The following is a 24951-nucleotide window of genomic DNA, read 5'->3' as shown; positions in this document are numbered from 1 at the left end:
GGCCGGCGTGGCCGCCGCGCCCGCGCCGGCGCTGCAGCCGGTCACGGCCGTGCCCGAAGAGGAGCCCAAGTCGGTTGGCCTGGCCCTGCTGCTGGCCTTTGCCGGTGGCCTGCTGCTGAACCTGATGCCTTGCGTGTTCCCGGTGCTGTCGCTGAAGGTGCTGGGCTTTGCCCAGCATGCGACAGATCGGCGGGTGCTGGTGGCCGGGGGCCTGGCCTACACGGCCGGCGTGGTCCTGAGTTTTCTGGCGCTGGCCGGCCTGCTGCTGGCGCTGCGCGCCGGCGGGGCCCAGCTGGGCTGGGGCTTTCAGCTGCAGTCGCCCGGCTTTGTCGCCGCGCTGGCCCTGCTGTTCGGCGTGATCGGGCTGAACCTGCTGGGCGTGTTCGAGTTCCGCGCCGTGCTGCCGGGCAATCTGGCCGGCCTGCGCGCCGCCAACCCGGTGCTGGACCATGGCCTGACCGGCGTGCTGGCCGTGGCGGTGGCCTCGCCCTGCACCGCGCCCTTCATGGGCGTGGCGCTGGGCGCAGCGCTGACCCTGCCGACCTGGCAGGCGCTGGCCGTGTTTGCCGCGCTGGGCCTGGGCATGGCCGCGCCCTATCTGGCCGCCAGCCTGTGGCCGGGCCTGGCGCGTGCGCTGCCGCGGCCGGGCGCCTGGATGCGGCATTTCAAGGTGCTGATGGCCTTCCCGATGTTTGCCACCGTGCTGTGGCTGCTGTGGGTGCTGGGCCAGCAGGTCGGCATCGACGGTGCGGTGGCCCTGCTGGGCGTGCTGCTGGCGCTGGCGCTGGCGGCCTGGGTGTTCAGTGCACCGGACCTGGCACGGCGCGGCCGCCAGATCCTCGGCACGCTGTCGCTGGCCCTGGTGGCCGCGACCGCGCTGTGGGCCTGGCCGGCGCTGCGCGAGCCGCCGCCTGCGGCCTCGGCCGAGGCGGCTGCGCAGGGTTGGCAGGCCTGGTCGCCGGAGCGGGTGCAGGCGGCCCAGGCGGCCGGTCAGCCGGTGCTGGTGGACTTCACCGCCGCCTGGTGTGTGACCTGCCAGTTCAACAAGCGGACCACGCTGGCCGACAGCCAGCTGCTGGCCGATATGCAGGCCAAGAATGTGCTGCTGCTGCGCGCCGACTGGACCCGCCGCGATGCCACGATCACGCAGGCGCTGCGCAGCCTGGGCCGTAGCGGCGTGCCGGTCTATGCCGTCTATCTGCCGGGCGCGGCCGCGCCGCAGCTGCTGCCCGAGATCCTCAGCCTCGCCACCGTGCGTGAGGCGCTGTCTCTCTGATCTTTGCTCTGACCCTCAACCCACCCTGGAGGTTTGCATGATGATGACGATCTCGAAGAAGACCTGGATCTCCGCTCTGCTGCTGGCAGGCGCCTCGCTAGCTCAGGCCACGGCCGTGGTCGGCCAGCCGGCGCCGGCCTTCAGCATCAGCGACAGCCAGGGCAAGACGGTCAGCCTGGCCGACTACAAGGGCAAGCACGTGGTGCTGGAATGGATCAACCCCGGCTGCCCCTTCGTCAAGAAGCATTACGACAGCGGCAATATGCCGGCCACGCAGAAGAGCGCGTCCGACAAGGGCGTGGTCTGGCTGGCGGTCAGCTCGACCGCCAAATCGGCCAGCGACTATCTGCCGCCGCCGCAGTTGGAGGCCTGGCTGACGAGCAAGCAGGCGTCGCCCAAGGCCACCTTGATGGATGACGACGGCAAGCTGGGCCGTGCCTACGGTGCCCGCACGACACCGCATATGTACGTCATCGATCCGGCCGGCACCCTGGTCTACGCCGGCGCGATCGACAGCAAGCCCACGGCCAACCCGGCCGATATCAAGACCGCGACCAACTACGTCAACCAGGCCCTCGGCGAGACCCTGGCCGGCAAGCCGGTCAGCCGACCGAACTCGACAGCCTACGGATGCACGATCAAGTACGCTAGCTGATCAGGCGGTGCGCGGTCCGCGCGGACGGTCGCCACGCGCCGGTCGGCGGTCGCCGGGGCGCTGATTCGGGCGCTGATCGGGGCGTTGGCCAGGGCGACCCTCGGGGCGTCCCTCGGAGCGATTGGCGCGGCGGGCTTGGTCTTCGATAGCCTCTTGCTTGGCAATTTCCAGCAGCCCGTCCAGCTCCTCGTCGGCCACGCCCTTGAGCGCGCAGAAGTTGGCGCGGGTCAGCGTGGTGATCTGGAAGTCGTGCAGCAGGCCGGCGCGGTTGCGGCGCTGCTGCAGCTCGAGCTCGCGGCGCTCCTCATTGAGGCTGCGGCGGCGCGCCAGCTCGGTGATGGCGGCCTCGCGGTGCTCGTCGGCCAGTTCGCCGGCCGGTTGGCCGTCGAGGTCGAAGCGGTGCTTGGCCTTGCTCAGCGCGATCAGATAGGCGGTGCCGCCGGTATAGCGGCGCAGAAAGGCCGACAGCAGCTGCTTGCTGAACTGGCCCGGCGCGCGCTCCTGGATGTCGGCCTGGATGCGCAGCTTCAGCGGCTTGACCGGACCGTCGAACAGCGCCGGGAACTGGGCCTTCAGCGCCTGGGCGCAGGCGGCCGGGGACATGGTGCCGGCTTCGGCGGGCTGAGGTGACGGGGTGGACGACATAGAGCGGTCAGCAATCAACAGGAAAGGGCTGGATTGTGCCTGCTGCGCGGCCGCTCAGGCGCAAACGCGGTTGCGACCACTTTGCTTGGCCTGGTAGAGCAGGGTGTCGGCCTGCTTCATGCCGGCGCTCCACTGCGGATGCTGGGCGATATCGCAGACGCCCAGGCTGGCCGTGACCGCCAGCCCGGGGGCGATCAGGGCCCAGTCATGGTTGGCGATGGCCTGGCGCAGACGCTCGCAGATCAGCACGGCGTCGTCCAGGCCGACCCCGTCCAGCGCGATCAGGAATTCCTCGCCGCCATAGCGGGCGGCCAGGTCCTGGCTGCGGCAGTGCGCCTGCAACAGCCGGCTCAGCTGGCGCAGCACCTGATCGCCGATGCTGTGCGAGAAGGCGTCGTTGACCCGCTTGAAATGGTCGAGGTCGATCAGGGCCACGCACAGCGCACTGCCGGCACGGCGCGCGGCTTCGTGGCGCAGGTTCAGATAGGCATCGAGGCGGCGCCGGTTCGCCAGGCCGGTCAGCGCGTCTTCCATCGCGTCGCGGCCCAGGGCCTCGGCCCGCTGCGTCAGCTCCTGATTGGCCTGCAGCAGGGCCTGGGCGTTCTGGCGTGCCGTCGCGGCCTCGGCCAGCGCGCGCTCGGTCTCCAGCCGCACCGACAGCACGCGGGCGCGCTGCTGGGCGCTGTCCAGCGCCATTTCGCCACGCAGCGCATGAAAGCGCTTGTATAGCCGCAGCGCCTCGGCGAACTCCTGCTGCTGCTCGGCCATCGCCGAGGCCAGCTCGTACAAACTCACCAGCTGATTCTTGGCGCCGGCCGCCTCGCCGATCTCCAGGCCCTCGGCGGCGAGCCGGCGCGCCAGCGTGAGCTCGCCGGCCTCGCGGTACATGCGCGCCAGATACTGGGCCCGCTGCACCTTGCCGGCCTGGTCCTTGCGCGCGGCCGCCAGCTGCTGCTGCAGCTCGAAGGCCTCGATGGCCTGCTGCTGCCGGCCCAGCAAGGCCAGCGCGGAGCCCTGGTTGCTGCGTATGACCACCTGCACATGCTGCATGCCGGCCGCGACGGCAATCTGCAAGGCCTGCTCATTGAGCACCAGCGAGCGTTCCAGCGCGGCCCGCGCGGCCTCGGTCTGCTGCTTGTTCAGCAGGGTCTCGCCATGTTCGAGCTCGCGCCCGGCCAGATTGGTGCGCGAGATCGCGCGCATGCGTGGCACGCCGCTGTGCTCGGCCAGGGCCATCGCGCGCTGATGCCAGGCGATCGAGGCCTCGTCATTGCCCAGCTCGCCATAGACGATGCCCAGCTGGTTGTGGGCGTCGAACAGCAGCTCGCTATCGCCGCCCTGGGCCAGCGAGCGCATCGCCTCTTCGAGGTCGACCAGGGCCTGGTTGTTGTCGCCGACGCTCCAGCTGACCCGTGCCGCCGCGACCCGGGCGCGCGCCTGCAGCTGCGCGTCGTCCAGGCCCTGGCTCAGGGTCAGCGCGCTGACGGCATGGGCGGCGGCGAGATTGTGCTCACCCTGGCGCTGGGCCGCATGGGCCAGCCAGACATGGGCCTGCGCCTCGGCCGGCAGGTCGGCGGCGGCCGTCGCGTGGCTCAGCAGCTCCGCGGCCAGCTGACGGCATTGCTCCCAGTTCTCGGCCGTGTAGGCGGCCTGCGTCGAGCGCAGCAAGGCATACAGGGCAAGGTCCGGCGCGGCCATGGGCAAAAGAGTCGGCGAAGTGGACCCTGATGATAGGCGCCGCCGGCGCAGCGCCGGGGCGGCGCGGCCGTCAAAAAGTCTCAGGCCGTGTCATCTTTGGGTTTGACGCAGGCCGGTTTGCAGACCAGCTCGGTGCGGCCCAGCACACGCTTGGATTGCAGGCTGCTGGGCGGGCGGTGTTTGCCGCATTTGAAGCAGGAGCGTGTATGACCGCTGCCGAGGAAGGGCGAACCGCCCAGTTTGGACTCATAGCGCAGCCCGTTGTCGCTGACGCTGGTGTAGGTGTCTTTGCTCATCTGTGGTGGCCCGCTCCAAGCCGGCCAGGTCCATGGTGGATCCTGGCTTGATTACCTCTGACTTCTCACAACCCTCCAGCACATAGTAGGGCCCGGCGAGCCCGGCGGCTACCTCGCTTGCCCAGGGGTGATGTCATAAACCACCAATATCTGTGCGATTGGCGGCGGTGCCTGGGCGGATTTCGGGACAATCGGCGCTCCCAGAATGCGAGAGTCATGGCCAAACTGTTTTTCCGATATGCGGCGATTATTGGGGGTTGAGGAAATACAAACTTCCTGACGCGTAGGACTTGGAACGCTATACAGGGATGCATCTAGCCACCTCACAGCACCCCAAAGAAGCGTGATTTTGGTCACCCTCGATCTTTCTCTCCAATGCTGCGAGGGGCTAAGATGCAAAGTTCTGCATTGGGGTGGGCACCCTGGCGCAGCCCATTTGCCCTCTCAGGAGAATCGCTTGGCCCGTCTTTGGTATCGCTACGCCGCAATGAACGCCGGCAAGACCAGCTCTCTTTTGCAGGTTGCCCACAACTACGAGGAGAACGGAGAGAAGGTTCTGCTCCTCACCTCCGCCCTCGATGACCGTGACGGCGACGGCGTCATTTCCTCTCGGATCGGCCTGAAGCGCAGCGCAGAGACATACTCTCCGCGGACGGACTTCTTGGAGCGGCTGAAGGACGTCAAGGTTGCCTGCGTCCTTGTCGACGAAGCCCAGTTCCTTACCGTTGACCAGGTCCGCCAGCTCCATCGGTGGGTTCATGCGAAGAACATCCCCGTGATGTGTTTCGGCCTGCGGTCTGACTTCCAAGGGAACCCTTTCCCTGGAGCCGCTGTCCTGTTGACCCTGGCGGACAACATTGAAGAGATTCGGACTGCCTGCCGATGCGGCAAGAAGGCCACCATGAACATCCGCATCGACGAGAACGGCGAGCGGGTTCAAGAAGGAAGCCAGGTGCTCATTGGCGGCAATAGCCGCTACCGGCAGGTCTGCGCGCGCTGCTTCTACAGCTGACCATGTTCGCTCGCGTGAAGGTCTCTGTCCGGTCAGACAACACCGGCAGTTCAGTCGATGTGCCTGGCCTGCTTACCCCTGGAGGTTTGCTCACGCCCCTGTTGGACTATTTCGTCGAGAAGAGCCGAAGCCGAAGTCCATCGTGGATGGACAAGATAGTCAAGTCAGTGAGGCTCTTTTGCTACTACATACAGGCGAATCCTCATCAGCGAGACACGCGGGCTTTGTTCGACGGCTTTGACCGAGCCCTTGAGCTCGGCACGTTCAACCTGGCAACCGGAGAGGACCCCAGCGGGCTGTGTTGGCGGCCGCACAGTGCGCAGGATCGCTACGGCATCATCACTGACCTGACCCTGTTCTTCGACTGGATGGGTAAGCAGAACCCGGTGGCTGCCAACATCAACCCATTGGTCGACGCTAGCGTCTACGAACAGCGCTGGAATGCTGCCGCCCGGATGCACAAGCGTGAAAACTCCCTCCTTGGCCATCTGTGGTCAAACCCTGAGAGCGACAAGAAGAGGCGTCGATTGGAAGTTCGGCGGCTGCCAGTTGCGAAGGGCGGTGAGCCTCCGGCGTTTCCGGACGACAGGTTTGAAGACCTCATTGCAGACGGCTTCCGTATTGGCAAGAGAGTAGATCACCGCGCCATCTGCATCACGTTGCTCATGAACGGAGCGGGCTTTCGCGTGTCCGAGCCCTTCCACATGTTTGTCCAGGACGCTGGACCTGACCCAACAAACCCCGCGACAGCCCTGGTGGCTATCCACCATCCTGAAGAAGGCTTTGCACCTGAAAAATGGCGTGACCCGTCCACCGGCCGCCGGGGCACGCGCAGTGCATATCTGGCCTCTCAATATGGCTTGAAGCCGCGCAACCGCATCCGCGGACCGCTGCATGCCGGATGGAAAGGTGGCCTTTATGACGAAGACAACGCCAAATTCGCTCACTGGTTCCAGCCTTGGTGTGGTGAGGTCTTCCTGTACCACTGGAATCTGTATCTAGAACAGCTCGCGCATGTGAAGCGTGGACATCACCCATACCTTTGGGTGAACACCCTGCGAGGCGACATAGGAGAGCCCTACAAGCTGGGCACATTCATTGAAGCTCATGAGGCGGCTTGCCGGCGTATCGGTCTCGCCCCGTTGAAGGAGGCCGGTACCACTGACCACGGACATCGTCACGCCTATGGCCAGCGTGCGCGTCGGGCGGGACTCGACAGCAAGACCGTCCAGGTCATGTTGCACCATGCATCTGAAGAGAGCCAACTGATCTATACAGGTCCAGGGACCGCCGAAATCCAGGCAGCACTATCTGAAGCACATCAACGGCTCGGCGAGTCCATTCCTTCACGTTTTTTGCGCCTGATAAGCAAGGCCTGACCCCAGATTCGCACTGAATGAGCACTATTCCGCACCTTGATGAATTCCTGAAGCAGTTGCTGTCAAACCCCACGTTCACTGAGACGAAGCGGGCTCGGCTGCAGGCAATCTACGACCTTTGTGCGAAACAGTTTGCTGATGGGACGCGCAGCTTCAGGGCGGGGAGCATTGGCATGGTGCTCCAGGAAATGGGCGTCATGCCGTACAGCACGTACGCAGGGACAAAGGCTCCTGAGTACCGAGCAGTCGTTGAGGCATGGCAGGACCATGCAGACGCGGTTGACTTAGCGCTGGATGAGAACGCGGCCCCCGGTCATCCAGATGTGATTGTCGCGGAGCTTCTGGCCGACCCTAAGCGCCGCGGTGATGCCGCAGCGACGATTCGCGCGGTCCACAAGGCGTGCCGGGATCGCTATCACCGCGGCGAACTCAATTTCAGCACTGCAGCTGTGGCTCGCGAAGGTGAAGCGTCCGGCACGTTTCTCGAGAGCGCGCTGCGAGGGGGCATCAAGGTCCGAGGGTACGGACTCTTGCTGGAGGCGTGGCAACGTCTCGCTGATGAACGTGAACGCGAAGTAACCGAATCCGACACTTCACCGGAAGATGAAGACGAGCGCGGTGGAAACCGCCTCGTGAAGCCGCCGCGCTTCAGGGCATCTGTTGCGGGCATCCCGGCAGACGAGCCGAGCTTCGTTCTAAAGGAGTTGCTGCGCGGGCGCCAAGTCAAGTCGTCCACCTCCCGTCTTCTTTGCCACTTTCAAGAGGTGTGCCAGCAGCGCCTCGAGGCCGGTGAGTTCGACTTTGGCCGGTCGGCTAGCGCCAGAGCCTTCATCGAAGCCAAGGTCTTCGCGAGCAATCAGTCGCTGACGTCTCGCCTATCGGCTTCTGACCGCTTTTCTGCCCTGCTCGACGCGTGGCAAGCACAGGCGGACATCCAGTGGATCGACTTCGACCCCGACCTGCCCCCTACCAATCCCCATTCGGTGTTCCGGCGCCTGCGCGAGAAGCCGCTCAAGGCAAACATGCAAGAAACCCTGATTGGGATTCATCGCGTTTGCTATCTTCAACATGCTGCTGGGAATCTTGACTTCTCAGTCGTTAAGGTCGGAAAGCTGCTCGCGGCTATGGGGGTTATGGCAGAGGCGTCCCTCAAGAGCTCGATCTACGAGGAGTTGCGCATTCTGCTACGGGCATGGGACGAGTTTGCCCGTCCATGGCTAGCCGCGGACGGCGCGCCGCCGCCTTCGGTACGGACGAATCGTCGAAAGTCCCATAACCCGGACCTCGAGTGGGTACGGAGAGACCATCCGGAGTTCGAAGAGTTCCGGGTGCTGGCTAGCGCATGGTTGCAGACGGTGAAAGCGGGAATGGGCCAGCGCATCCAGACGCTGAATGCGTTCTTTCAGGACTACCTCACGCGCGACGACGTTCCAAAGACGCCTGCTGCCCTCTTCCTCCGTGGCAATGCGCTGCCGGATTTTGCGGACGTCGCTCTCGCTCCTGAATCAAAGGAGGTTCGAAACAACTACCTCCACGAATTCTTCGAGTGGGTGCTATTGCGAGACTTCAGCGAACATGCCGATGACGGAGAGTTGTTCGTATCGCCGGCCTTCCGCAATCCTGTCAAGCTCGCGACCAAGCCTTCCGGGCGCGGGGGGCACTCCCAATCGGTTTATTCGCCCCTTCCTTATGGATACATCCATACTCTGCGACGCATGGTTGCGCAGGGGCCAACCTTCAGGGATTGGAAGCTGGTTCAAGGCGCGCAGGGCGTGGCGGAGGGTGAAATTGGCCGGCCTGCGCCGGATTGGTACGAAATCGAGCGGTCTGAAATCGACGTGGATGACCCCGACTGCGTTTGGCGTCTGCGAACGATGTCGACGGGACGCGTCGTGTGCGAGATGTGGAGCCCGGTTAGATGGGTTGCGGTGCTTGTCAAGCTGCTGACGCCGCTTCGCACGGGCCAGGTGCGCATGCTTGATTCCGGGGAGTCCGATACGTGGAAGCTCGTCAACGGCGCGTGGGTTCTGAACGACCATCCGATTGCGGACAAGAATCAGCGCGACCCGTGGCAGCAAGGGGTCCTGCGTCGAGTGAATGACCCCCGCGATGGCGAACAGTCCGTTTCCACAGTCCTATATATCAGCACTAACAAGACCGCTGATATGGACAAGGCTGGGCCCTACAAGGGCTACACCATGGCGTGGCATGCTCCGACCGACCCGCTGGACAACGTCTACTACTGGCTTGAAAAGCTGCGCAATTGGCAGTCCAAGTACAACCCCATCAAGCGCCGGACATCTTGGCTTGAGCTTGGAAGCAAACATATCTCGGCCAAGACCGACGAACAACTGCGGTCCTACGCTGACACCTGTTTCCTGTTTCGCCAGCCGGAGGACGAGCCTGAGTTCCGCGGGCTGCCGGTCACTGATGGTGTGTTGAGCTACGCGTGGTTCAACCTGCTCGAAGCACTTCAGGCTGAGCTCGCGGAGAAGGGGGAGACCCATGGCGACGGCTCGCCCGTCACGTTCGTGGTCCGGGGTGAAAAGGGACGTATCGAGCGCAATGACTACCCGCTCCATAGCCTGCGGGTGTCGCTCATTACCGCTTTGGCCTTTGACGGCGGCGTTCCGTTCGAAATCCTGCAGAAGCTGGTAGGACACTCCCGCTTGGTCATGACCATCTACTACGCCAAGGTGGGCCATGGACGTATGACGACTACGCTAGCGCAAGCTGCCGAGAAGTTGGAGGTCAATAAGGAGGCGTCGACCATTCGCTTCCTGCGCCATACGAAGCACGACGAATTGGTCAGGACTGCCATCTGCAATAGCTCAGCGGCGCTCTCGGCCGCTATCCCGATTCATTCGGGAGAGCGCAATCCGGCTGGTTGGATGCTCATGCATCATGGCCTCTGCCTGGTTGGTGGCAACGTGAGCAAGATTGAAGACAACGCCAAGATCGGCGGCTGCTATAACGGTGGCGCCTTCCAGGGAACGGCAACCAAGGTTCACCATGCGCCAGTTCCCGGCGGCGCCCGCAACTGCGTCCGATGCCGCTGGTTTGTCACTGAGCCCCACTATCTGCAGGCGTTGTCGGCCCACTTCAACAACGTTGCCTACCGGTTTGACGAGGCGCGCAACCGAGCGGTCGACGCGGAGCTCCGATGGACGGAGCTCCTGCGCGCCAGGGCGACCGTGGAACTGTCTGGAGCGGTGTATACGGACGGAACGAAGCTTGACGCGGCCGAGCGGCTGTCCGAAACCACCGCCGTCGTCTTCAGCGACTTGGCTGAGGACTTGGTTGCGACGTGGCGTCTGATCGAACGCTGCATTGGGGTGTTGAATGCGACTTCCGGCGCGGAGGGTGGGACTCGCCTGGTGATCCAGGGCTCCGAAGCCGAGGTCAAGGCCATCTTCGAGGAGGTAGATTCCGAGCTGCTGCAGCTCAGCGGGGTCTGCAACGACGTCCAGCTCTACCCGGACCTGAATGCCGACAAGGCTGTGCTCCGCCGAAGCCAGCTGCTTGACTCTGCGCTCTTCAATGAGGGGCTGCCTCCGATGTTCATGCGGCTGAGCGAGGAAGACCAGCTCAAGGCTGGAAATGCCTTTATGCAGCGCCTATCGCGCGCTGCCTCTCCTGACGACCCTTTCATTGGGCAGCGTGAGGTCGTCAAGGTCATCGACGCAGGCAAGAAGCTGGGAGAGAGCCTTGGCATTGACCTTCGCGACACCGTGAACTCGCTCAGGTTTGGCGCCGCCGCGCCCCGTCGTGTGCTGGAGACTATCGAAGCATGACCAATCGAACTACCCCTGATGAGGCCTTTGACGCGATCCTCGCTACAGGACCCCGTCCTCAGAAGGTGCGGAACCTTCGCGAGCTGCATGAGGTCTGCAAAGCCCTGTATGAAGTCGGTCCTCGCGATTTCTCCATCAGCAACATTGGGAAGCTCTGCGAGGAGAAGGGCATCTTCAAGGGTCGCGGCCTGTACAACGACTCTGCTGAAGACTACCGCAAGCTCATCCAAGCCTGGGCGGACCTTGCCGGACCTATGCCGCCCAAACTCGTCGACAAGGAGAAGCCGTCTGAAGCTTACGTCGCCGAAATCAAGGACCCCGTCCTGCGGGTGCTCGTGAGGCGAGACCTCGCCCAACTGGCTCGAGTTACCGCCGAGCTCAACTTGCTGAAGTCGCAGAAGACCTTCGTTGTCGACAAGCGGCCAATCGTGGAGAACGTGCAGCCGGCACTGGGCAACAACGCCCTGAAGGCTCTTGAAGCCTTCGAACTGGAGGCGCTCAAGAAGGTTCTAGCCCCTAGGAGTCTGGCACGCAGGGGGTGGGAGGAGGGCAAGCTCGGCGAAATCGTGGATGAGAAAGGCCGGCCCATTTTTGAGCCCGGCTTCGCGACTGGCCTTCGCAAGCTGCTCGGAGAACTTTGAGGGCTTGGAGGCGCCTTGGTCGCGTGAGTAGCACCAAGAAGGGCTGAGCGAATGCTCCGGACATCGCGACCCAGCAAGAGTGTTGTTAGTCGCATTTTGAGAGTATGGGAGCGGTGCCATAAGCTGTGTTTTCACGCGCTATTGGCTAGCGCGCATGAAGCGCGGCCACCGTCGGAATGAGCGTAGCGGGTGACCGCGCCGCAGAGGCAGCGCGTTGCCGGTTTGAAGTAACCGTTGAACTGCTCGCCAATCATCTCCAGGACCTCGCGTCTGATGACCACGCGCCCGGAAATCCCCTCACCCACAGCGCCGTGAAATCTCAGTGACTCGCGCCTAGCCCGGCGTCCAAGACCAGCAAGAAGCCGGCACCCTCACAGGCTCGACCTGCACCCGGGGGCGATTAGCGTGCCTTATGGACGAGCGGGCAATGGCCGTTTCTCTTGAGGTGCTCAATCCGCGCCGGCATGTGACCGCCGGCGCGTTCGGATCGAGCCGCCTCGCCACATTCAACGCAGCGGAAGTCAGGGGAGCCACCAAGGCTATCCTTGATGTCGACACCCTCTTCGCCATCAATCACTCGCCCCTGGAACATAGCCTGTTTCATAACACTTCTCCTTGCACGTGGTGCCTACAACCCAGCCATATCGGGTTCTGCGGAACGGTGGCCCTTGAACCCGCCTTCTACGTTTGCCACAAGGCCCTGGCTCACTTCTAGGTTTGCCAAGGCCCTAGGGCTTAGACGCTTACAACACGTTCTTCACCTTGTTCAGCAGCGTACCTAGGAACTGGCCCCAGAACTGAGTCAGGTCGCCGTACTGCTCAACTGGGTTCGGGTTCATCGACTCGGCCTTGCCGTAGGCGATGAGCAATAGCGTCATGGCCTCGACGCTACGGCGCGCCGCCTTGACTGCTTCATCCCCAGAAACCGTCCCTGGGTCTCGTTGGGAGATAGCCTTCAGTGGTTCCCACATCTCGCGGTAGAACGGATGGCGAGTGTTGAGCCTGATGATGACCTGGTCAGCCACATGCGTGGTGCTCAGGAAGATGTTGCCCGGGAAGTTCACCGACTCGATAACGAACGGCAGCTTCTTCTTGTCCTCGATGTACTTCTGCTGCTCCTCTGGCTTGGTAAAGCCGGCGTCCTCCGCTAGCTCTTTGAGCGCCACATCAACGGGCGGCGCGTCTTCTTGAGGCTCTACACGGGGTTTCGGCATGACTGCATCGACGTCCTTAACGGCGTCGAGAAGGGCCGCATGCTCGCCAGAGGCCTCATGCTGCTCGCGGGCTGCCACTCCCCACGTTTCGTCGATCAGCTTTCGGGCGGTCGGAATGTGCTTCTTGAGGTGTTCTCGCAGCTTGTCGCGGAGTTCGCCATGGGGCTCGACGCCACGCTTCACGTTCCGAATACCAAAGTAGTCGTCGAGCTCTGGATCGAAAGAGACCTCGATGCCGATGAACCGATCCATTTCCTGGACACCTGCAGGCAGGATGCGAGGCACGTTCGAGTACGCAACTTCGCGGTTCTTCCGGACAAAGCTGAGCGCGCCTTCGTTCTCAGGGATGCGTAGCGCTTTCGCCAAGTTATCGCCACCTTTGCCGCGGCTTCGCAGGACTTCTTTCGGGTAGAGAGTCACGCGCAGACGGGCGGAATGCTGGCCGACTTTCACTGGCTCCTCGGCGATGACGGTCGCACCGTAGTGATGCAGCACACCTTTCTTCAGATCGTCGCGCTTGTACTCCTTGTTCAGTACCGTGTCGGCCCACGTGCGCTCCAGCAGCATCAGCGGGTCATGCGGGATGAGCTGCGAGTCGTTGATCGAAATCTTGATGCCGCCATCCAGGAAGTGTCGGAAGATGCGCGACAGTTCCTTCTCCAGCTCTTGGCGCAGCTCATTGAAGTCACGCGCAGCGCGTCCTTCCTCGAGACGGTCGACCTTGGACCACACCACGACGGTGCCGGTCTCTGCGGGGAAAACATGCTTCAGGTCGGCCGGGGGGGCGGCTGGAGCGGGGGCCTTCAACACGACAGACTTGCCCGAGCCCTCATCGTCGAGCGCCTCGTTCAAATCGAAGTGGACGTGCAACCACTCGGCGTCGGCCTTATCTCGGCTCCAGACGTCGATTCGGCGCCCGAAATTCAAGGCCGCCAGCTTGGCGCCGACACCGTACTTGCCGATGGTGTCTGACCGCATGTAGCGTGACGAATAGCCCAGCACCAGGTAACGGTGAAGGATGTCTGCCGGCATGCCTTCACCATCGTCACTGATGGCGATGCGATGAACGCGCTTCTTGCCACGCTCCTCGCTTTGCTCGAGCAGAACCGAGATGTTGTTGGCGTTCGCCTCGATGCTGTTGTCGATGACCTCGCCCAGGGCGGTAGGGAGGCTATGGCCGGAGTCCCGAAGCGAGAGCAGGGCCTGCCCTGTCTGGATCATGGCGATTTCGGGGGTGACTTCGCTTGTGGTGGTAGCTTTTGACATGGTGTTTCCTCAGGTTTTTGCGGCCGTCGCCATTTGGTCGGCAGCCACCGTGGACGCAGCACTGATTTCCGGGTGCGGGCGCATCAACTGCGTCCACGCCTGGTAGTCCCCCGTGCTGCAGAAGGGGCAAAGGTTCAGCTCACCCGTTGGGTGAGCGGGGTGAATTCGGTTAACGACTCCAGCGGTCAGCCGCAGCGTGTGAAACCAAGCCGACTCAAGGCGGTAAGCCTGCAGCGGGCTTGCGCATGTTTCCCACGTCACATGCGAGGCAAGAGGTAGCAATGGGTGCGCAGCCAGCCTGGTCTGCAGGCAGGTATCGGAGCGGCCGACGTAGAACGGAGCTTCTCCCCGGAGCAACATGTACACGCCGGCCCAACCCGGGGGCACCAAAGCCCTCAAGACCGAAGGAATGGCCAGAAAAGCGTGTTGACGGGGTTCGTCGAAGATCAGTTCAGCTGAGGAGTGCATAGCCGTCTCCGCGATGACCTTCAGTGGTCAGCCACAGTTCGGCTTGGACGAATTGCTCTGCGGCATGCGAGCGCAGCGTTCCGCGCCACGCCAAAAAGCGGGTACTAGCGGGGCCAAGCGGAGACGGGGATGCGATGGGCTGAGGAGGCTCAGCCGGCAATGCAAGCAGCTTGGCTTGCACCTGCTTCGTTATCAGGTTCTCGGCCTCCACCATCAGTGCCTGTTCAGCATGTGCGCCATACGCACACGCTCCGTTGAACGCCAGATCAAGCGCGCGTTCGGCAATGCGGTAGGTGGAGGAACCAGGGCGATGCTTCGAGAGAAGCGCCTGGAAAGATGCGACGGCGCGCGACTGCGCCTCGGCTTCAGTGATGGTCATGATTCGCCTTTTTGTGCACAACCGCCCCGATGGGTGCAGCCACGCCTTACTCGACTACGTGCGACCTGTTTCTGCCGCCCCACCCCTGACAGGTAGAACAACCCGGTAGCGTTCCGGACTCTAGGCGATGCCTTGTGTTGCGTCAATACGCCTGCAAAAGGGGCGTTGACTTGCGAACAGCACGCCCCGGGTCGATACTGTACACAATCACAGCATCGAGGCTGCCAACCGCACTCGGGTAGCAATCAGATGCCCTGCGACCAAGCAGTCGGGTGCTTTTCCAACGCTCAATGGGGTCTACCCGGCCGGGCTGGTGAAGTCGTCCAGTTAAACTTACCCCAAATGATTCAGCTACCTTCAGAGGCCCCGCCGCAGTTCAGCGGGCATGAGACCTTTCCCTTGCGTCAGCTATGGCTCCGCAAGGCCTATGACGCGGTGACACAGTTCGAAGAGCCCGCACCCCGGTCAGTCTTTGCGGACGAGGAGGCCATTGTTCGCTTCGGCGTCGGCAAGAACATGGCCATGTCCATCCGGTTTTGGGCCACCGCCTGCGGCATTATCGAGGACGATGGTGGGTATGTTCCGACACGCCTTGGCAATTTGCTCTTCAATAACAAGAACGGGCTCGATGCGTATTGCGAGCACACAGCCACCACATGGCTGATGCATTGGCAGGCCGCTAGCACTCACGAGAAGACCACGACGTGGTGGTTCCTGTTCAACCACGTCGTGCAGCAAGTCTTCGACCGCGAGTTCATCGTGAACTCGCTCACCGGGTTGGTGACAGAGCACAAGCTCCGCATCTCCATGGCCACACTGAAGCGTGACGTGGAGTGCTGCATTCGTAGCTATGTTCCGCGACTCGGCGGCGACTCTCCCGAAGAGATGAGCGAGCCGTTGCTCGGTGAACTCGGGCTCATTCAGCAGAACGCCAAGGGCGCGTTTGAGTTTCGTCGTGGATCGAAGCGATCCTTGCCTGACGGTATCTTTGCCTATGCGCTGTTGGACTATTGGGAGCGCATGCCGCATGCGGGGGCAGTCATGGCCTTCGACCGCGTGGCCTACGACTACGGCTCTCCTGGGCGAGTATTCAAACTCGATGAGAGCGCGGTAGCGGATAGATTGATGGCTCTTGAGGATTTGACCCGAGGTCAGATTCAATGGACTGAGCAGGCAGGCATTCGGCAGGTTACGAGAAAAGAATCGGCCCTAAAGAGTCTGACGGAATACAAATATAAGGTGCTCGAAAGTGCCTATGCGTAAGCAAACTCGACCTGCAGGCGCAGAGAAACTAATGTTGTTTGACGTCGTCACTATTTCTCGTCAGTTTCTCCGCTCTGTTCGCATCGACACTGACCTCGGACGAGAGGACGCTCTCTCCGGCTACGTCTGCCAAGGCACAGCAACGTCGTTGCTGGAGAGCATGGCCCGTCAGATCACGGAGACCCGGCAGCGGGCATTTACGTGGACTGGCCCGTACGGCGGGGGCAAGTCTTCGCTGGCACTGATGCTTTGCTCGCTGGTCGGCGCGCAGCCGAAGGTCCGCACCAAAGCCAAGCAGCTGCTCGCACTGCCCGAGGGCAGTCTCGTTCACAAGGCGTTCGAGGCGAAGGGGGACGGCTGGCTGGTAGTGCCGGTCGTCGGGAAGCGTGCCGACGTAGTCCAGGAGCTGAGCGTTGCCCTGGCGAAGGCCAAGGGCCTGCCTGCAAATCGCAAGAAGCAACCCGACGTCGTTGGTGAGCTTGTCGAAGCTGCTGAGCGTCATCCCCAAGGTGTCTTGGTCGTCATCGACGAACTGGGCAAGCTTCTTGAGGCATCCGCACAGGAAGGCGGGGACATCTATTTCTTCCAGGAGCTGGCTGAAGCGGCGAGCCGTTGTGCGGGCAAGCTCGTCATCGTTGGCATCCTGCATCAAGCCTTTGACGCCTATGCGTCGCGCCTCGGCAGGCAGTCACGTGATGAGTGGGCGAAAGTGCAAGGCCGCTTCGTGGACATCCCGCTCGTCGCCGCTGCCGACGAGGTTATCGAGCTGGTTGGTAAGGCCATCAACGTAGAGGACCCGCCCCCTCTTGGCGAGGCGTCGAAGTTCGCGGACAAGATTGCTAGCGCCATCCGAACTCGGCGTCCTGGTACTCCTGCCACGCTGGCGGCCTCTCTGCGAGCCTGCTGGCCGCTGCACCCCGTCACAGCAGCATTGTTGGGCCCCATCTCGCGCCGTCGATTTGGGCAGAACGAGCGCAGCACCTTCGGCTTCCTCGCATCGCGCGAGCCATTGGGTTTCGTCGAGTTCCTCAATGGCTACGAGGCGCAGTGGTTCACCATGTATGGCCCGGCGTTCTACTGGGACTACCTGCGCGCCAATCTGGAGCCAGCTATCGTCGCATCTCCAGACGGACATCGCTGGGCCCAATGCTGCGACGCGGTTGAGCGTGCTGAGGCGAAGGGCACGGACGTCCACGTCCAGCTGACCAAGACCATTGCGCTGATCGAGATGTTCCGCAACGGGTCAGGCCTGGTCGCGGAAGAGTCGGTCTTGGCGGTCTCGACCCCGAGCGTGGACGAGCTGCAGATTCGTAAGGCTCTCGAGGAGCTGGCCGAATGGAAGGTTCTCATTGAGCGCAAGCACCTTGGGGCCTGGGGCATCTTTGCCGGCTCAGACTTCGACATTGAAGGTGCGATCAACCTGGCTCGCGGCGAGATTGGCGAGCCAGACCTCGAGCACATCTCCACGCTCAGTGACCTTCAGCCTGTTCTGGCCAAACGCGCCTACCAGACCACCGGAACCATGCGGTGGTTCACGCGCGGCATCGTTCGTCTGGAAGACATCGAAAAGGTCGTCGAGAAGTTCGCGCTCAAGGGGGCTAGCGCGGGCGCCTTCCTCTTGTGCCTCCCTCCTCCGGGGCAGCCGGTCAAGTCGGCCGAGCACCGCGTGCGTTACGCCAGCAAGGACGCAGCCGTTGAGACGCTGCTGCTTGGCACGCCCAAGAACGCGGAGCGCATCATCGAGTTGAGCCTCGAGTTGGCGGCTTCTGAGCGCGTGATGAAAACCAGGCCGGAGCTGCACGGGGATTCTGTTGCGCGGCGGGAGGTTGTGGGCCGTATTGAGGCCGTACGTGCTTCGTTGGAAGAGGAACTTGCGGACGCTTTCGAACTCTCGAAGTGGTACAGCCATGGCACGGCCATCGAAACGAAAGGGAGCACCGTTCTTTCAGTCATCGCTTCCGACATGGTCGAGCTGGTCTACGACAAGGCTCCTCACATCTTCAGCGAGCTCATCAACCGAGAAGCCCCGTCTAGCAATTCGGTCAAGGCCCGCAAGGACCTGATGAATCGCATGGTGAGCCATGGCCATCTTCCTAGGCTGGGCTACGACGGGTACCCCGCCGACGCGGGGCTGTACTACACCGTGCTGAACGACCCGGGGCTGCATCGCGCCAGGGCGGGCGACAACTGGGACTTCGGTGAGCCGAACTTCAACAACCGGGGCAAGACCTACGAAGCCTTCTGGTGGAAGACTAGCGCCGACCTCCTTTCCGAAGGCAGGTCGCTCACTCTGAACGACCTCTATGCAGCTTGGGCGCGGCCCCCGTACGGCATCCGGTCAGGGGTCATGCCGGTGCTGTCGCTTGCGTTCTACCTCGCCAATCGGTCGTCGCTAGCGCTGTATGTCAACGGCGTTTTCACGCCTGATTTAACTGACGCCGTCGTCGATGAATGGACGCTGGACCCGAGCCGCATTCGCTTCCAACATGTCGAGGCCTCGAAGGACAAGGCCAAACTGGTTGAGGCCCTGGCAAAGACCGTCTCTGACCGGTCGAGTGCAGAGGTCGGCGCCGCGCCTTTGGACGTGGCACGCGGACTGGTCGGGCTTGTCGTTGGTCTTCCTGGCTGGACGAAGCGAACAACGACCGTGTCGTCGCGGGCGCAACAGGTTCGCGCGATGCTGCTCAAGGCGAGTGACCCGCTGCGCGTTCTGTTCTCGGATTTGCCGACATTGCTTGAGGCCCAAGACCCGGCGACCTTGAACTCACGCCTTCAGTCGGTGACCGATGAGCTGGCCGGTGCTTACCACAGCATGTTGGACGGTGTCCGCACTCACCTCCTCGACGCTCTCGACCACGCCGGGCGGCCGCTGGACGCTTTGCGCAAGCGAGCAACCACGGTGAAGGGTATGACGGGCGACTTTAAGTTGGACGCTTTCGCCACGCGGCTTGAGACTTACGACGAAGCCGATGAGACCGTCGAGTCGCTCATCAGCCTCGCTATCGACAAGCCGCAAGCAGCATGGGTCGACCGCGACATTGATGCCGCGATGGCAAAACTCGCCGAGTGGGCGGTAGATTTCCGCAAAGCGGAGACCATGGCCCCTCTCCGAGGCCGACCGTCCACGCGCCGGGTGATCGGCGTCGTCTTCGGCGCGAGCCACGGTCAGGACGCCACTGGCTTCGTCGACATCGCGGACACAGATACCCCGGCGATTGATCGCCTGGTGAAGCAGTTCCTGGCCGAAGCTCAGGGCGAACGCAAGGAGGTCATCCTGGCTGCCCTAGCGGAAGCCGGCGCCATGATGGTCAAACAGCAGGGGAAGGGGCACAAGAATGGCTGAACGTCACGTTCTGGGTCTGTCTGGTGGCAAGGACAGCGCGGCGCTGGCCGTGTACATGAGCCTGAACCATCCCGAGATTCCGCTGGAGTATTACTTCACCGACACCGGCAAAGAGCTGCCGGAGGTCTATGAGTTCCTTGGGAAGCTTGAAGGGTTCGTCGGCCGCAAGATTCACTACCTGAATCCCCACCGTGATTTCGACTTCTGGCTGAGGACCTACAACAACTACCTCCCGTCGCCGAAGACGCGTTGGTGCACGAGGAAATTGAAGCTCGAACCCTTCAAGATGTGGATTCGACCGTCCCTCGAGGCGGGCGACACCGTCTACAGCTACGTGGCCATTCGCGCCGACGAGGAGCACCGTGAGGGCATGGTCGCCCAGCACGAGAACCTCATCGTCAAGATGCCGTTCCGTGAGCACGGTATCGACAAGCCGGGGGTCTTTGAGCTTCTCGAAGGTTCAGGTCTTGGCCTGCCGAAGTATTACGACTGGCGGTCGCGCTCTGGTTGCACCTTCTGCTTCTTCCAGCAGAAGGTTGAATGGGTGCGTCTCAGGGAGAACCATCCGGAGGCCTTCGAAGCGGCCAAGGCTTACGAGAAGAACGCTCTTGAGCATGGGTCACCGTTCACCTGGAGCCAGGGCGAGCCGTTGACGGACCTTGAGCAGCCTGAACGAGTGGCCGAAATCATGGCCGATTTCGAGATTCGCAAACAGCGCGAGCTGGCTCGTCGCAAGCCCAATCCGCTCCGCGTCATTCCCATCGAGCCGATTGACATTGACGACCTGTACCTCGAAGACGAGGGCGGCGGTGCCTGCCTGGTTTGCCACAAATGAAGGGCCCGGTTGGACGATCCCTCACCTGGTCGGAGATTGACCTGGCACCTGAGTCGCCTGGGGTTTACGCTTGGTACTCCCGCCTCGTCATCTCGAAGGCGGACATCGACGCGGTCATTAACCGAGTCCGTGAGGCAAAGGAGCAAGGGGAAGCACAGGCGCGCGCTGAGGTTGAGGATGCGCTCGACCAGTTCATCTTCAGTCCGTACAGAGAGACCCCCTACCAGGTTGCGCTGCGGGGGCAACTGAAACCGAAGTTCAGCGGCGAGGTCATTCATGAGCCCAGTCGGTCCGAGTCACTTGTGGCGCGGCTGGCCGCTAACCCCGAGCGCTTCCGGACGGTCTCTGAAGTGCTGAAAACCGCTGCACCCTGGTTTACGGCTCCCCTCTACATCGGCATGGCCATCAACCTCCGCAGCCGATTGAAGCAGCATCGGAACAAGATCGTCGAACTGCGAGACTTGCAAGGGCACGGCTCCATCGACGACGCCGCAGAGGCCGGGTTTGCCAACCAGGTGGTTGCGCGGAACTTCGACCCGACCAACCTATTCGTTCATATCGCTGAGGTCAACGTGGACACCGGTGAGCACAACGACCTCGAGAACATTCTCAATCGAATCAACTACCCCATCTTCGGGAGGAACTGATATGGCAACGCTGATCGGAGGCGGCAAGAGCGCGCTCGACGTGCATCTGAATGGAACCATCGGCACGTTCCGGGTGAGTTCTGACGACGGCAAGTCGGCCGGGGTCGAGGTCCGATACCTCCTGACGCACGTGACCCTCTCTGAAAAGGCTGGTCAGGCTCAGCTGCTGAGCATGCTGGCTCCGGTCAGAGAGGTGTTTGACCTGAAGCAGCTTGGCTTCGACGAAATCATGCAGCGCGACATCGACGACGCTCGAGTCTCTCTGGAGCTGATCCCCTATCTGCTTGACACGTCCACGAGCGGCCTAATCAAGCTCTTCCCGCCCATCGTGGCCGTTGCGCTGCCGCTGAAGCCAAACAGTCGCGTTCCCGACACCAATTACCGCAAGGTTGAGCGCACGGAAGTTGATTCGCCGGAGCATGCAAGCATCAAGGATCACCGCATCACCGCCGGCGCGGTGGGCGAGGAGCAATTCGAGTTCTTCCAGCATTTCCGCAACGGTGCCCCACTGCCCGAAGGCGCACAGATGAGGTTGGCCCGCGACAACTGCACGTTGGCCATCGTTGACGGGCAGCATCGTGCAATGGCGCTCCTCGCGCTGTATCGCAACTTGACTGGTGGGTGGTCGGATGCCCGACGCAGCCCCTACGAGGGCTATTACAAGGTCTGGCCCGAGAAGGAAATCCGCTCCTACAACCTGAATGAACTGCAGCTTCCCGTCCTGATCTGCGCCTTCCCGCAGCTTGATGGGACGATGGCGCAGGACATCGACGTTGTGAGGGCTGCACGCCGGGTTTTCCTGACGCTCAACAAGACCGCGAAAAAGGTCTCTGACTCTCGGAACAAGCTGCTCAACGACCAGGACATCGTTGCCGAGTGCCTGCGGACGACGCTGTCTTACATCAAGGCTCTTGATGTCAAGGACGACACCGGCCTGCGCATCTGGAACGTCGAGCTCGACCAAGAGGGCGACCGCGTCAAGATCGTCAGCGATGCAGCCTTCAGCGGCGTCAGTCACCTGTATCACCTGACCGAGCAGTTGCTCATGAGCGGTCACGCGCGAGGTATCGAAGCTCGGGCCAAGGTGGGTGCTCCCCGCAAGCGATTGGATGAAGCGTACGAGCGACTGGGGCTCAAGGACGACCTGACATCCGACCAGCGGTCGGTGAACACCCGCACGAACTACTCCGACGAGATTGCGGACATCTTCAAGAAGCGGTGGGAGGCTTTGTATGTCCCAATCATCGACCGCGTTTTCGGCAAGCTGCATCCCTATGCTGCTTTCGCCCGCGCGACCATCAACCTGCGTCAAGAGCTCGTTGAAAGGCGAGACGCTGAGCTTGAAAAGATGCTGTTTGATGGGCAGGCTACCTCGCGTACGTTCGACGACTTCCGTGAAGGCCTGAACCGCCGATTCCAGGACAAGGAGCCGAACTGGACGACGCCTGAAATCAAGGAGACGCTCTCCCGCGTGAATGGGCTCATGGCAAGCCGGAAGTCGACGGTCGAGACTATGAAGGCACACCGAGCGCAGTTCCTGCTGGACTCCATGTCTGGCGCGGCAAAGAAGCAGGTGATTGCCGAGGGGGTCGTTGCGAGGCCCGTACGGGATGCTATCGACCGCATGTTCGGCGACGTGTTTTCGACGGTCGCCTTCCAGACTGCGGTGGTGTGCACCTATGCCGAAGCCATCCAAATCGCGTTTGGCGGCGTGCAGCATTCCACGGCGGAGCTGCTGGACGAGTACATCGAGGCCATCAACGGCTTGCTGCGGCCGAAGAACATCAACGACCTGAAGGCGCTGATGCACACCTTCGAAGGTGAGTTGGTGGTGGACCCCGAGGTCAAGTTGACCCCCGGCGGGCCGACCTTCCGCCACGTCGTTTTGCCCGGCGAACTGCAGCCTGCGGAGTGGCCGAAATTTCGCTATCTCTTGCTGGAACTCTGGAAGCCCGCCGCTGCCGAACTAAAGGCTGTCGTCGATGGCGACCGGACTCGTGCTCGGTCAGCCGTGGCTCACTCGCTTTACCGTCGTCGGCTTGCCGCATATTGCCAGGACAACCGCGTCGACGAAGCAAGCCTCACGGCTGAAGTCAAGGCCGAAATCCTGGCTAAGGCAAAGGCGATGTACGAAGAGTTCCTCACGGCTATCGCCGGAAAGAAGGTCCCGTTGGACAAGTCGTTGTTCGAGCTGTCTTCGCCGAGCACCGACTCCTCGGCAGTTGATGCTGCCGAGGAGGACACATCAGCCGATGAGTAGATCGCCCCGTGGCGGGCACGTCACAACCCGGAAAGCAAGGGCTTCCCGCAGTAGGTGACGTTGCCCCTCGAAACCTCGGAGGCGCCCAACACACGGTGGAAGTGCGTCTGCAGCCAGCAATTAGGTTCAGGGCTGCCGCCGTTCAATGTCGACGCGCACGCGGTCGACAAACGTTTCGACCCGGTGATTCGTCGAGGCTGGGCTGGCTGTCAGTGATCGGCATATACCGGCCAGTCGAGGATCGGCCTATACCGGCCAGCCATGCCGCGAACTGCCGCCCACTGTCGAAGTCCTTGGCGTCGCCGATGCTGGCGACCAATGCGGTCGCAGTCAGGGGCCCGATCCCCGGTTGAGCCAAACCCTTTCGCCTATATGGACGTCGTGGGCACTTCAAGCTGGGCGAGTGCGCTTGTGGACTGGGTCAAAGCCCAAAGTCTACTGAGACATAACGAAGATGGTCGCCGGGGCGCAGCCCCACCGCCAGTTGGATTGACCAGAGCTTTTCTGGTCCTACTCGACGCGCAGGTTGCAGTCCCGTTCCCATTGGCGTTAACCGGGACTAAGCCGCGCCGCGCGTTGCGGCTGCGGGGGCTGTAGTATGGATGTATGGAATTAAACCACTCCCCGCCGCCGCCAGCAGGCTATGCCAGCTGGTTGGACTTTGCAGTCGAGACCTTCGACACGCGGGACCCGTTCCTCGACCTGGCGTTTGCAGGTGTGAACGCTGATCGCGAGGCGATGAGAGAGGCCGCACGAGCAGAGTTGAAGCAACTCCGCATGGCGGCAGCTGCAAGCCCGAAAGGCTAGTAGCGCGCGATTGCCGATTGATCCCGACGCTGTGAAGTGACCACTGCGCGATTCGACAATCGGTGCTGAGTTTTGCAGACATTCCCTTGCGTCCCAGGGCAGCACGGTGCGCTGCTACAAGGTTGACAGCTACGAGTGGCGCATATGCCGTCTGAGAGCAGCCGACGGCCGTGATGCAGCGGATGTGTTGCTGCCGTATCCGTACCGTACCGTACTGATGTACTCGGTACCAGAACGATACGAATGCATGCAAGCGCCCAACCCGCCAGCGTCTTTGTTGCAACTGAGGTTCATAGCCTCCCCTGAATCAGCCTTGCACGCACGCTGTCGACTAGGGTTTCGACCTGCACCTCGGCCGAGACTGGAGGGAGCGCGAACCACTTGACGTCCAAAGTCATTCGATCCGGCACATCACCAAGCTCGCCACCCATCGCGACCGCAACGCGCCGCATCACCCAATCGAGCTCATCCGCGGCGAGGTCCCACCCCTTCTTCGTAACGCCGGCCCGAAAACGTCGCAGGAACTCCTCTAGGCTCAGCTCTGCGTACTCGCTTCGCTTCCATATCGCGCGCTCGGTCAACTTCGTGACCAGGTCCCTGCAGGCGTCGTAGCGCACCCAAAGCTCTTGATCGGGCTTACCGTCGACGATGAACCGGCCTTCGATCTTGCGCGCGATGAGCTTGTTCTGTACGCCGCTGAGCGCGCCGCCGCATGGGCGCGGAAAGTCTGATGGGACGTTGTCGATGGCCCGCTTGTTCGATGTCATCTTGTCTTCGTTCCCTATCGTTTGGCGCTGCTGTCCGTGGTTGGTTGGGCATGCGCGAAAGCTGGGTGCAGGCGCCGCACTGCCTCAATCCTTCAATCGAGCCTTCGGCGGCACGACTGTCAGGGCTTGGTCTAGCAAACCATCCTCCAGCAATCGGCCCTCGGCCACTTCAGTCAGGCCATCGAGAGCGGCTTGGGCAAGCATCAATCGAGCGTGTTCGGTCAGCTCCGTGAGCTGATCTTGGGCTTCGCTGTTGGATGCCCCGTTGGTCGGTCGCGAGCTCATCACAGTGCCTCGTTGTTCTAG

The 24951-nt window shown here is 62.2% G+C and carries 19 protein-coding genes and 1 pseudogene; 12 read left to right on the top strand and 8 right to left on the bottom strand.

The genetic code is table 11. From position 1 onward, the window contains the following. Both PO768_RS13310 and PO768_RS13305 read left to right on the top strand, forming a co-directional pair. On the top strand, window positions 1-1276 hold a 1276-nt coding region (locus PO768_RS13310; protein WP_272646440.1), incomplete at its 5' end, for a protein-disulfide reductase DsbD family protein. Between the two features lie 37 nt (window positions 1277-1313). Next, window positions 1314-1931: a thioredoxin family protein gene (locus PO768_RS13305; protein WP_442953227.1), complete on the top strand. Its 618-nt coding sequence runs from the start codon at window positions 1314-1316 to the stop codon at window positions 1929-1931. Here PO768_RS13305 and PO768_RS13300 read toward each other — a convergent pair whose 3' ends face one another. From PO768_RS13300 to PO768_RS13290, 3 genes are all read right to left on the bottom strand, one after another. Next, window positions 1932-2534 carry a ProQ/FinO family protein gene (locus PO768_RS13300; RefSeq protein ID WP_272646439.1) on the bottom strand — a complete coding sequence of 201 codons (603 nt, stop codon included), beginning with the start codon at window positions 2532-2534 and terminating at the stop codon, window positions 1932-1934. Between the two features lie 96 nt (window positions 2535-2630). Continuing rightward, a complete protein-coding gene (locus PO768_RS13295) occupies window positions 2631-4274 on the bottom strand; it encodes a diguanylate cyclase (protein ID WP_272646438.1) in 1644 nt (547 codons plus the stop codon). An 80-nt stretch (window positions 4275-4354) separates the two neighbouring features. Next, on the bottom strand, window positions 4355-4570 hold the full coding sequence (locus PO768_RS13290) for a hypothetical protein (protein ID WP_137944707.1): 216 nt from the start codon (window positions 4568-4570) through the stop codon (window positions 4355-4357). Between the two features lie 457 nt (window positions 4571-5027). Here PO768_RS13290 and PO768_RS13285 point away from each other — a divergent pair, with 457 nt between their 5' ends. From PO768_RS13285 to PO768_RS13265, 5 genes are all read left to right on the top strand, one after another. Continuing rightward, window positions 5028-5582, top strand: a complete 555-nt coding sequence (locus PO768_RS13285) for a thymidine kinase (RefSeq protein ID WP_272646437.1) — start codon at window positions 5028-5030, stop codon at window positions 5580-5582. 2 nt (window positions 5583-5584) lie between these two features. Then, window positions 5585-6961: a gamma-mobile-trio recombinase GmtY gene (gene gmtY / locus PO768_RS13280; RefSeq protein WP_272646436.1), complete on the top strand. Its 1377-nt coding sequence runs from the start codon at window positions 5585-5587 to the stop codon at window positions 6959-6961. A gap of 17 nt (window positions 6962-6978) precedes the next feature. After that, on the top strand, window positions 6979-10755 hold the full coding sequence (gene gmtZ, locus PO768_RS13275) for a gamma-mobile-trio integrase GmtZ (RefSeq protein ID WP_272646435.1): 3777 nt from the start codon (window positions 6979-6981) through the stop codon (window positions 10753-10755). Continuing rightward, a complete protein-coding gene (gene gmtX, locus PO768_RS13270) occupies window positions 10752-11396 on the top strand; it encodes a gamma-mobile-trio protein GmtX (RefSeq protein ID WP_272646434.1) in 645 nt (214 codons plus the stop codon). The genes gmtZ and gmtX overlap by 4 nt, the downstream gene beginning before the upstream one ends. A gap of 427 nt (window positions 11397-11823) precedes the next feature. Then, window positions 11824-12111: a hypothetical protein gene (locus tag PO768_RS13265; RefSeq protein WP_272646433.1), complete on the top strand. Its 288-nt coding sequence runs from the start codon at window positions 11824-11826 to the stop codon at window positions 12109-12111. Window positions 12112-12139: 28 nt separating this feature from the next. Here the strand turns inward: PO768_RS13265 and PO768_RS13260 are convergent, their stop codons facing one another. Both PO768_RS13260 and PO768_RS13255 read right to left on the bottom strand, forming a co-directional pair. Next, the gene (locus PO768_RS13260) at window positions 12140-13876 is read right to left on the bottom strand and encodes an ATP-binding protein (protein WP_272646432.1); all 1737 of its coding nucleotides are present in this window, start codon (window positions 13874-13876) and stop codon (window positions 12140-12142) included. A gap of 451 nt (window positions 13877-14327) precedes the next feature. Beyond that, window positions 14328-14723 (bottom strand): hypothetical protein, encoded by a 396-nt coding sequence (locus PO768_RS13255; protein WP_272646431.1) that lies wholly within the window; start codon window positions 14721-14723, stop codon window positions 14328-14330. 342 nt (window positions 14724-15065) lie between these two features. On the opposite strand from PO768_RS13255, the gene PO768_RS13250 reads away from it, so the two are divergent. Genes PO768_RS13250 through PO768_RS13230 form a run of 5 tightly spaced genes read left to right on the top strand, consistent with a single transcriptional unit; the run spans window position 15066 to window position 23071 of the window. After that, window positions 15066-15986 (top strand): DUF4007 family protein, encoded by a 921-nt coding sequence (locus PO768_RS13250; RefSeq protein ID WP_272646430.1) that lies wholly within the window; start codon window positions 15066-15068, stop codon window positions 15984-15986. Window positions 15987-16020: 34 nt separating this feature from the next. Continuing rightward, window positions 16021-19329 (top strand): ATP-binding protein, encoded by a 3309-nt coding sequence (locus PO768_RS13245; RefSeq protein ID WP_442953226.1) that lies wholly within the window; start codon window positions 16021-16023, stop codon window positions 19327-19329. Further along, window positions 19322-20164, top strand: a complete 843-nt coding sequence (locus tag PO768_RS13240) for a phosphoadenosine phosphosulfate reductase family protein (RefSeq protein WP_272646428.1) — start codon at window positions 19322-19324, stop codon at window positions 20162-20164. Before PO768_RS13245 ends, PO768_RS13240 begins: the two co-directional genes overlap by 8 nt. Beyond that, window positions 20161-20811, top strand: coding sequence for a GIY-YIG nuclease family protein (locus PO768_RS13235; protein WP_272646427.1), 651 nt, complete (start codon window positions 20161-20163; stop codon window positions 20809-20811). The genes PO768_RS13240 and PO768_RS13235 overlap by 4 nt, the downstream gene beginning before the upstream one ends. Window position 20812: 1 nt before the next feature. Then, window positions 20813-23071 carry a DNA sulfur modification protein DndB gene (locus PO768_RS13230; protein WP_272646426.1) on the top strand — a complete coding sequence of 753 codons (2259 nt, stop codon included), beginning with the start codon at window positions 20813-20815 and terminating at the stop codon, window positions 23069-23071. Window positions 23072-23306: 235 nt separating this feature from the next. Here the strand turns inward: PO768_RS13230 and PO768_RS13225 are convergent. The 3 genes and pseudogenes from PO768_RS13225 to PO768_RS13215 all read right to left on the bottom strand — a co-directional run. Then, window positions 23307-23420, bottom strand: a pseudogene (locus PO768_RS13225) (transposase); the annotation flags it as partial. Window positions 23421-24168: 748 nt separating this feature from the next. Then, on the bottom strand, window positions 24169-24645 hold the full coding sequence (locus PO768_RS13220) for a hypothetical protein (protein ID WP_272646425.1): 477 nt from the start codon (window positions 24643-24645) through the stop codon (window positions 24169-24171). 84 nt (window positions 24646-24729) lie between these two features. Next, complete coding sequence (locus PO768_RS13215) at window positions 24730-24930, bottom strand: hypothetical protein (protein WP_272646424.1); 201 nt, start codon at window positions 24928-24930, stop codon at window positions 24730-24732. Window positions 24931-24951 lie beyond the last annotated feature (21 nt).

The organism is Paucibacter sp. XJ19-41, from assembly GCF_028462495.1.
Taxonomy (GTDB): Bacteria; Pseudomonadota; Gammaproteobacteria; order Burkholderiales; family Burkholderiaceae_C; genus Roseateles_E.
The sequence above is the reverse complement of the archived record's forward strand: the minus strand, read 5'-3'. Positions and strand labels throughout refer to the sequence as shown.

What these genes read in the sequence shown, in the direction of transcription:
- PO768_RS13305 (WP_442953227.1), top strand. Translation starts at nt 1,314, where the DNA reads ATGATGATGACGATCTCGAAGAAGACCTGGATCTCCGCTCTGCTGCTG.
- PO768_RS13300 (WP_272646439.1), bottom strand. Translation starts at nt 2,534, where the DNA reads ATGTCCCCGGCCGCCTGCGCCCAGGCGCTGAAGGCCCAGTTCCCGGCG.
- PO768_RS13295 (WP_272646438.1), bottom strand. Translation starts at nt 4,274, where the DNA reads ATGGCCGCGCCGGACCTTGCCCTGTATGCCTTGCTGCGCTCGACGCAG.
- PO768_RS13290 (WP_137944707.1), bottom strand. Translation starts at nt 4,570, where the DNA reads ATGAGCAAAGACACCTACACCAGCGTCAGCGACAACGGGCTGCGCTAT.
- gmtY (WP_272646436.1), top strand. Translation starts at nt 5,585, where the DNA reads ATGTTCGCTCGCGTGAAGGTCTCTGTCCGGTCAGACAACACCGGCAGT.
- gmtZ (WP_272646435.1), top strand. Translation starts at nt 6,979, where the DNA reads ATGAGCACTATTCCGCACCTTGATGAATTCCTGAAGCAGTTGCTGTCA.
- gmtX (WP_272646434.1), top strand. Translation starts at nt 10,752, where the DNA reads ATGACCAATCGAACTACCCCTGATGAGGCCTTTGACGCGATCCTCGCT.
- PO768_RS13265 (WP_272646433.1), top strand. Translation starts at nt 11,824, where the DNA reads ATGGCCGTTTCTCTTGAGGTGCTCAATCCGCGCCGGCATGTGACCGCC.
- PO768_RS13260 (WP_272646432.1), bottom strand. Translation starts at nt 13,876, where the DNA reads ATGTCAAAAGCTACCACCACAAGCGAAGTCACCCCCGAAATCGCCATG.
- PO768_RS13255 (WP_272646431.1), bottom strand. Translation starts at nt 14,723, where the DNA reads ATGACCATCACTGAAGCCGAGGCGCAGTCGCGCGCCGTCGCATCTTTC.
- PO768_RS13250 (WP_272646430.1), top strand. Translation starts at nt 15,066, where the DNA reads ATGATTCAGCTACCTTCAGAGGCCCCGCCGCAGTTCAGCGGGCATGAG.
- PO768_RS13240 (WP_272646428.1), top strand. Translation starts at nt 19,322, where the DNA reads ATGGCTGAACGTCACGTTCTGGGTCTGTCTGGTGGCAAGGACAGCGCG.
- PO768_RS13235 (WP_272646427.1), top strand. Translation starts at nt 20,161, where the DNA reads ATGAAGGGCCCGGTTGGACGATCCCTCACCTGGTCGGAGATTGACCTG.
- PO768_RS13230 (WP_272646426.1), top strand. Translation starts at nt 20,813, where the DNA reads ATGGCAACGCTGATCGGAGGCGGCAAGAGCGCGCTCGACGTGCATCTG.
- PO768_RS13220 (WP_272646425.1), bottom strand. Translation starts at nt 24,645, where the DNA reads ATGACATCGAACAAGCGGGCCATCGACAACGTCCCATCAGACTTTCCG.
- PO768_RS13215 (WP_272646424.1), bottom strand. Translation starts at nt 24,930, where the DNA reads ATGAGCTCGCGACCGACCAACGGGGCATCCAACAGCGAAGCCCAAGAT.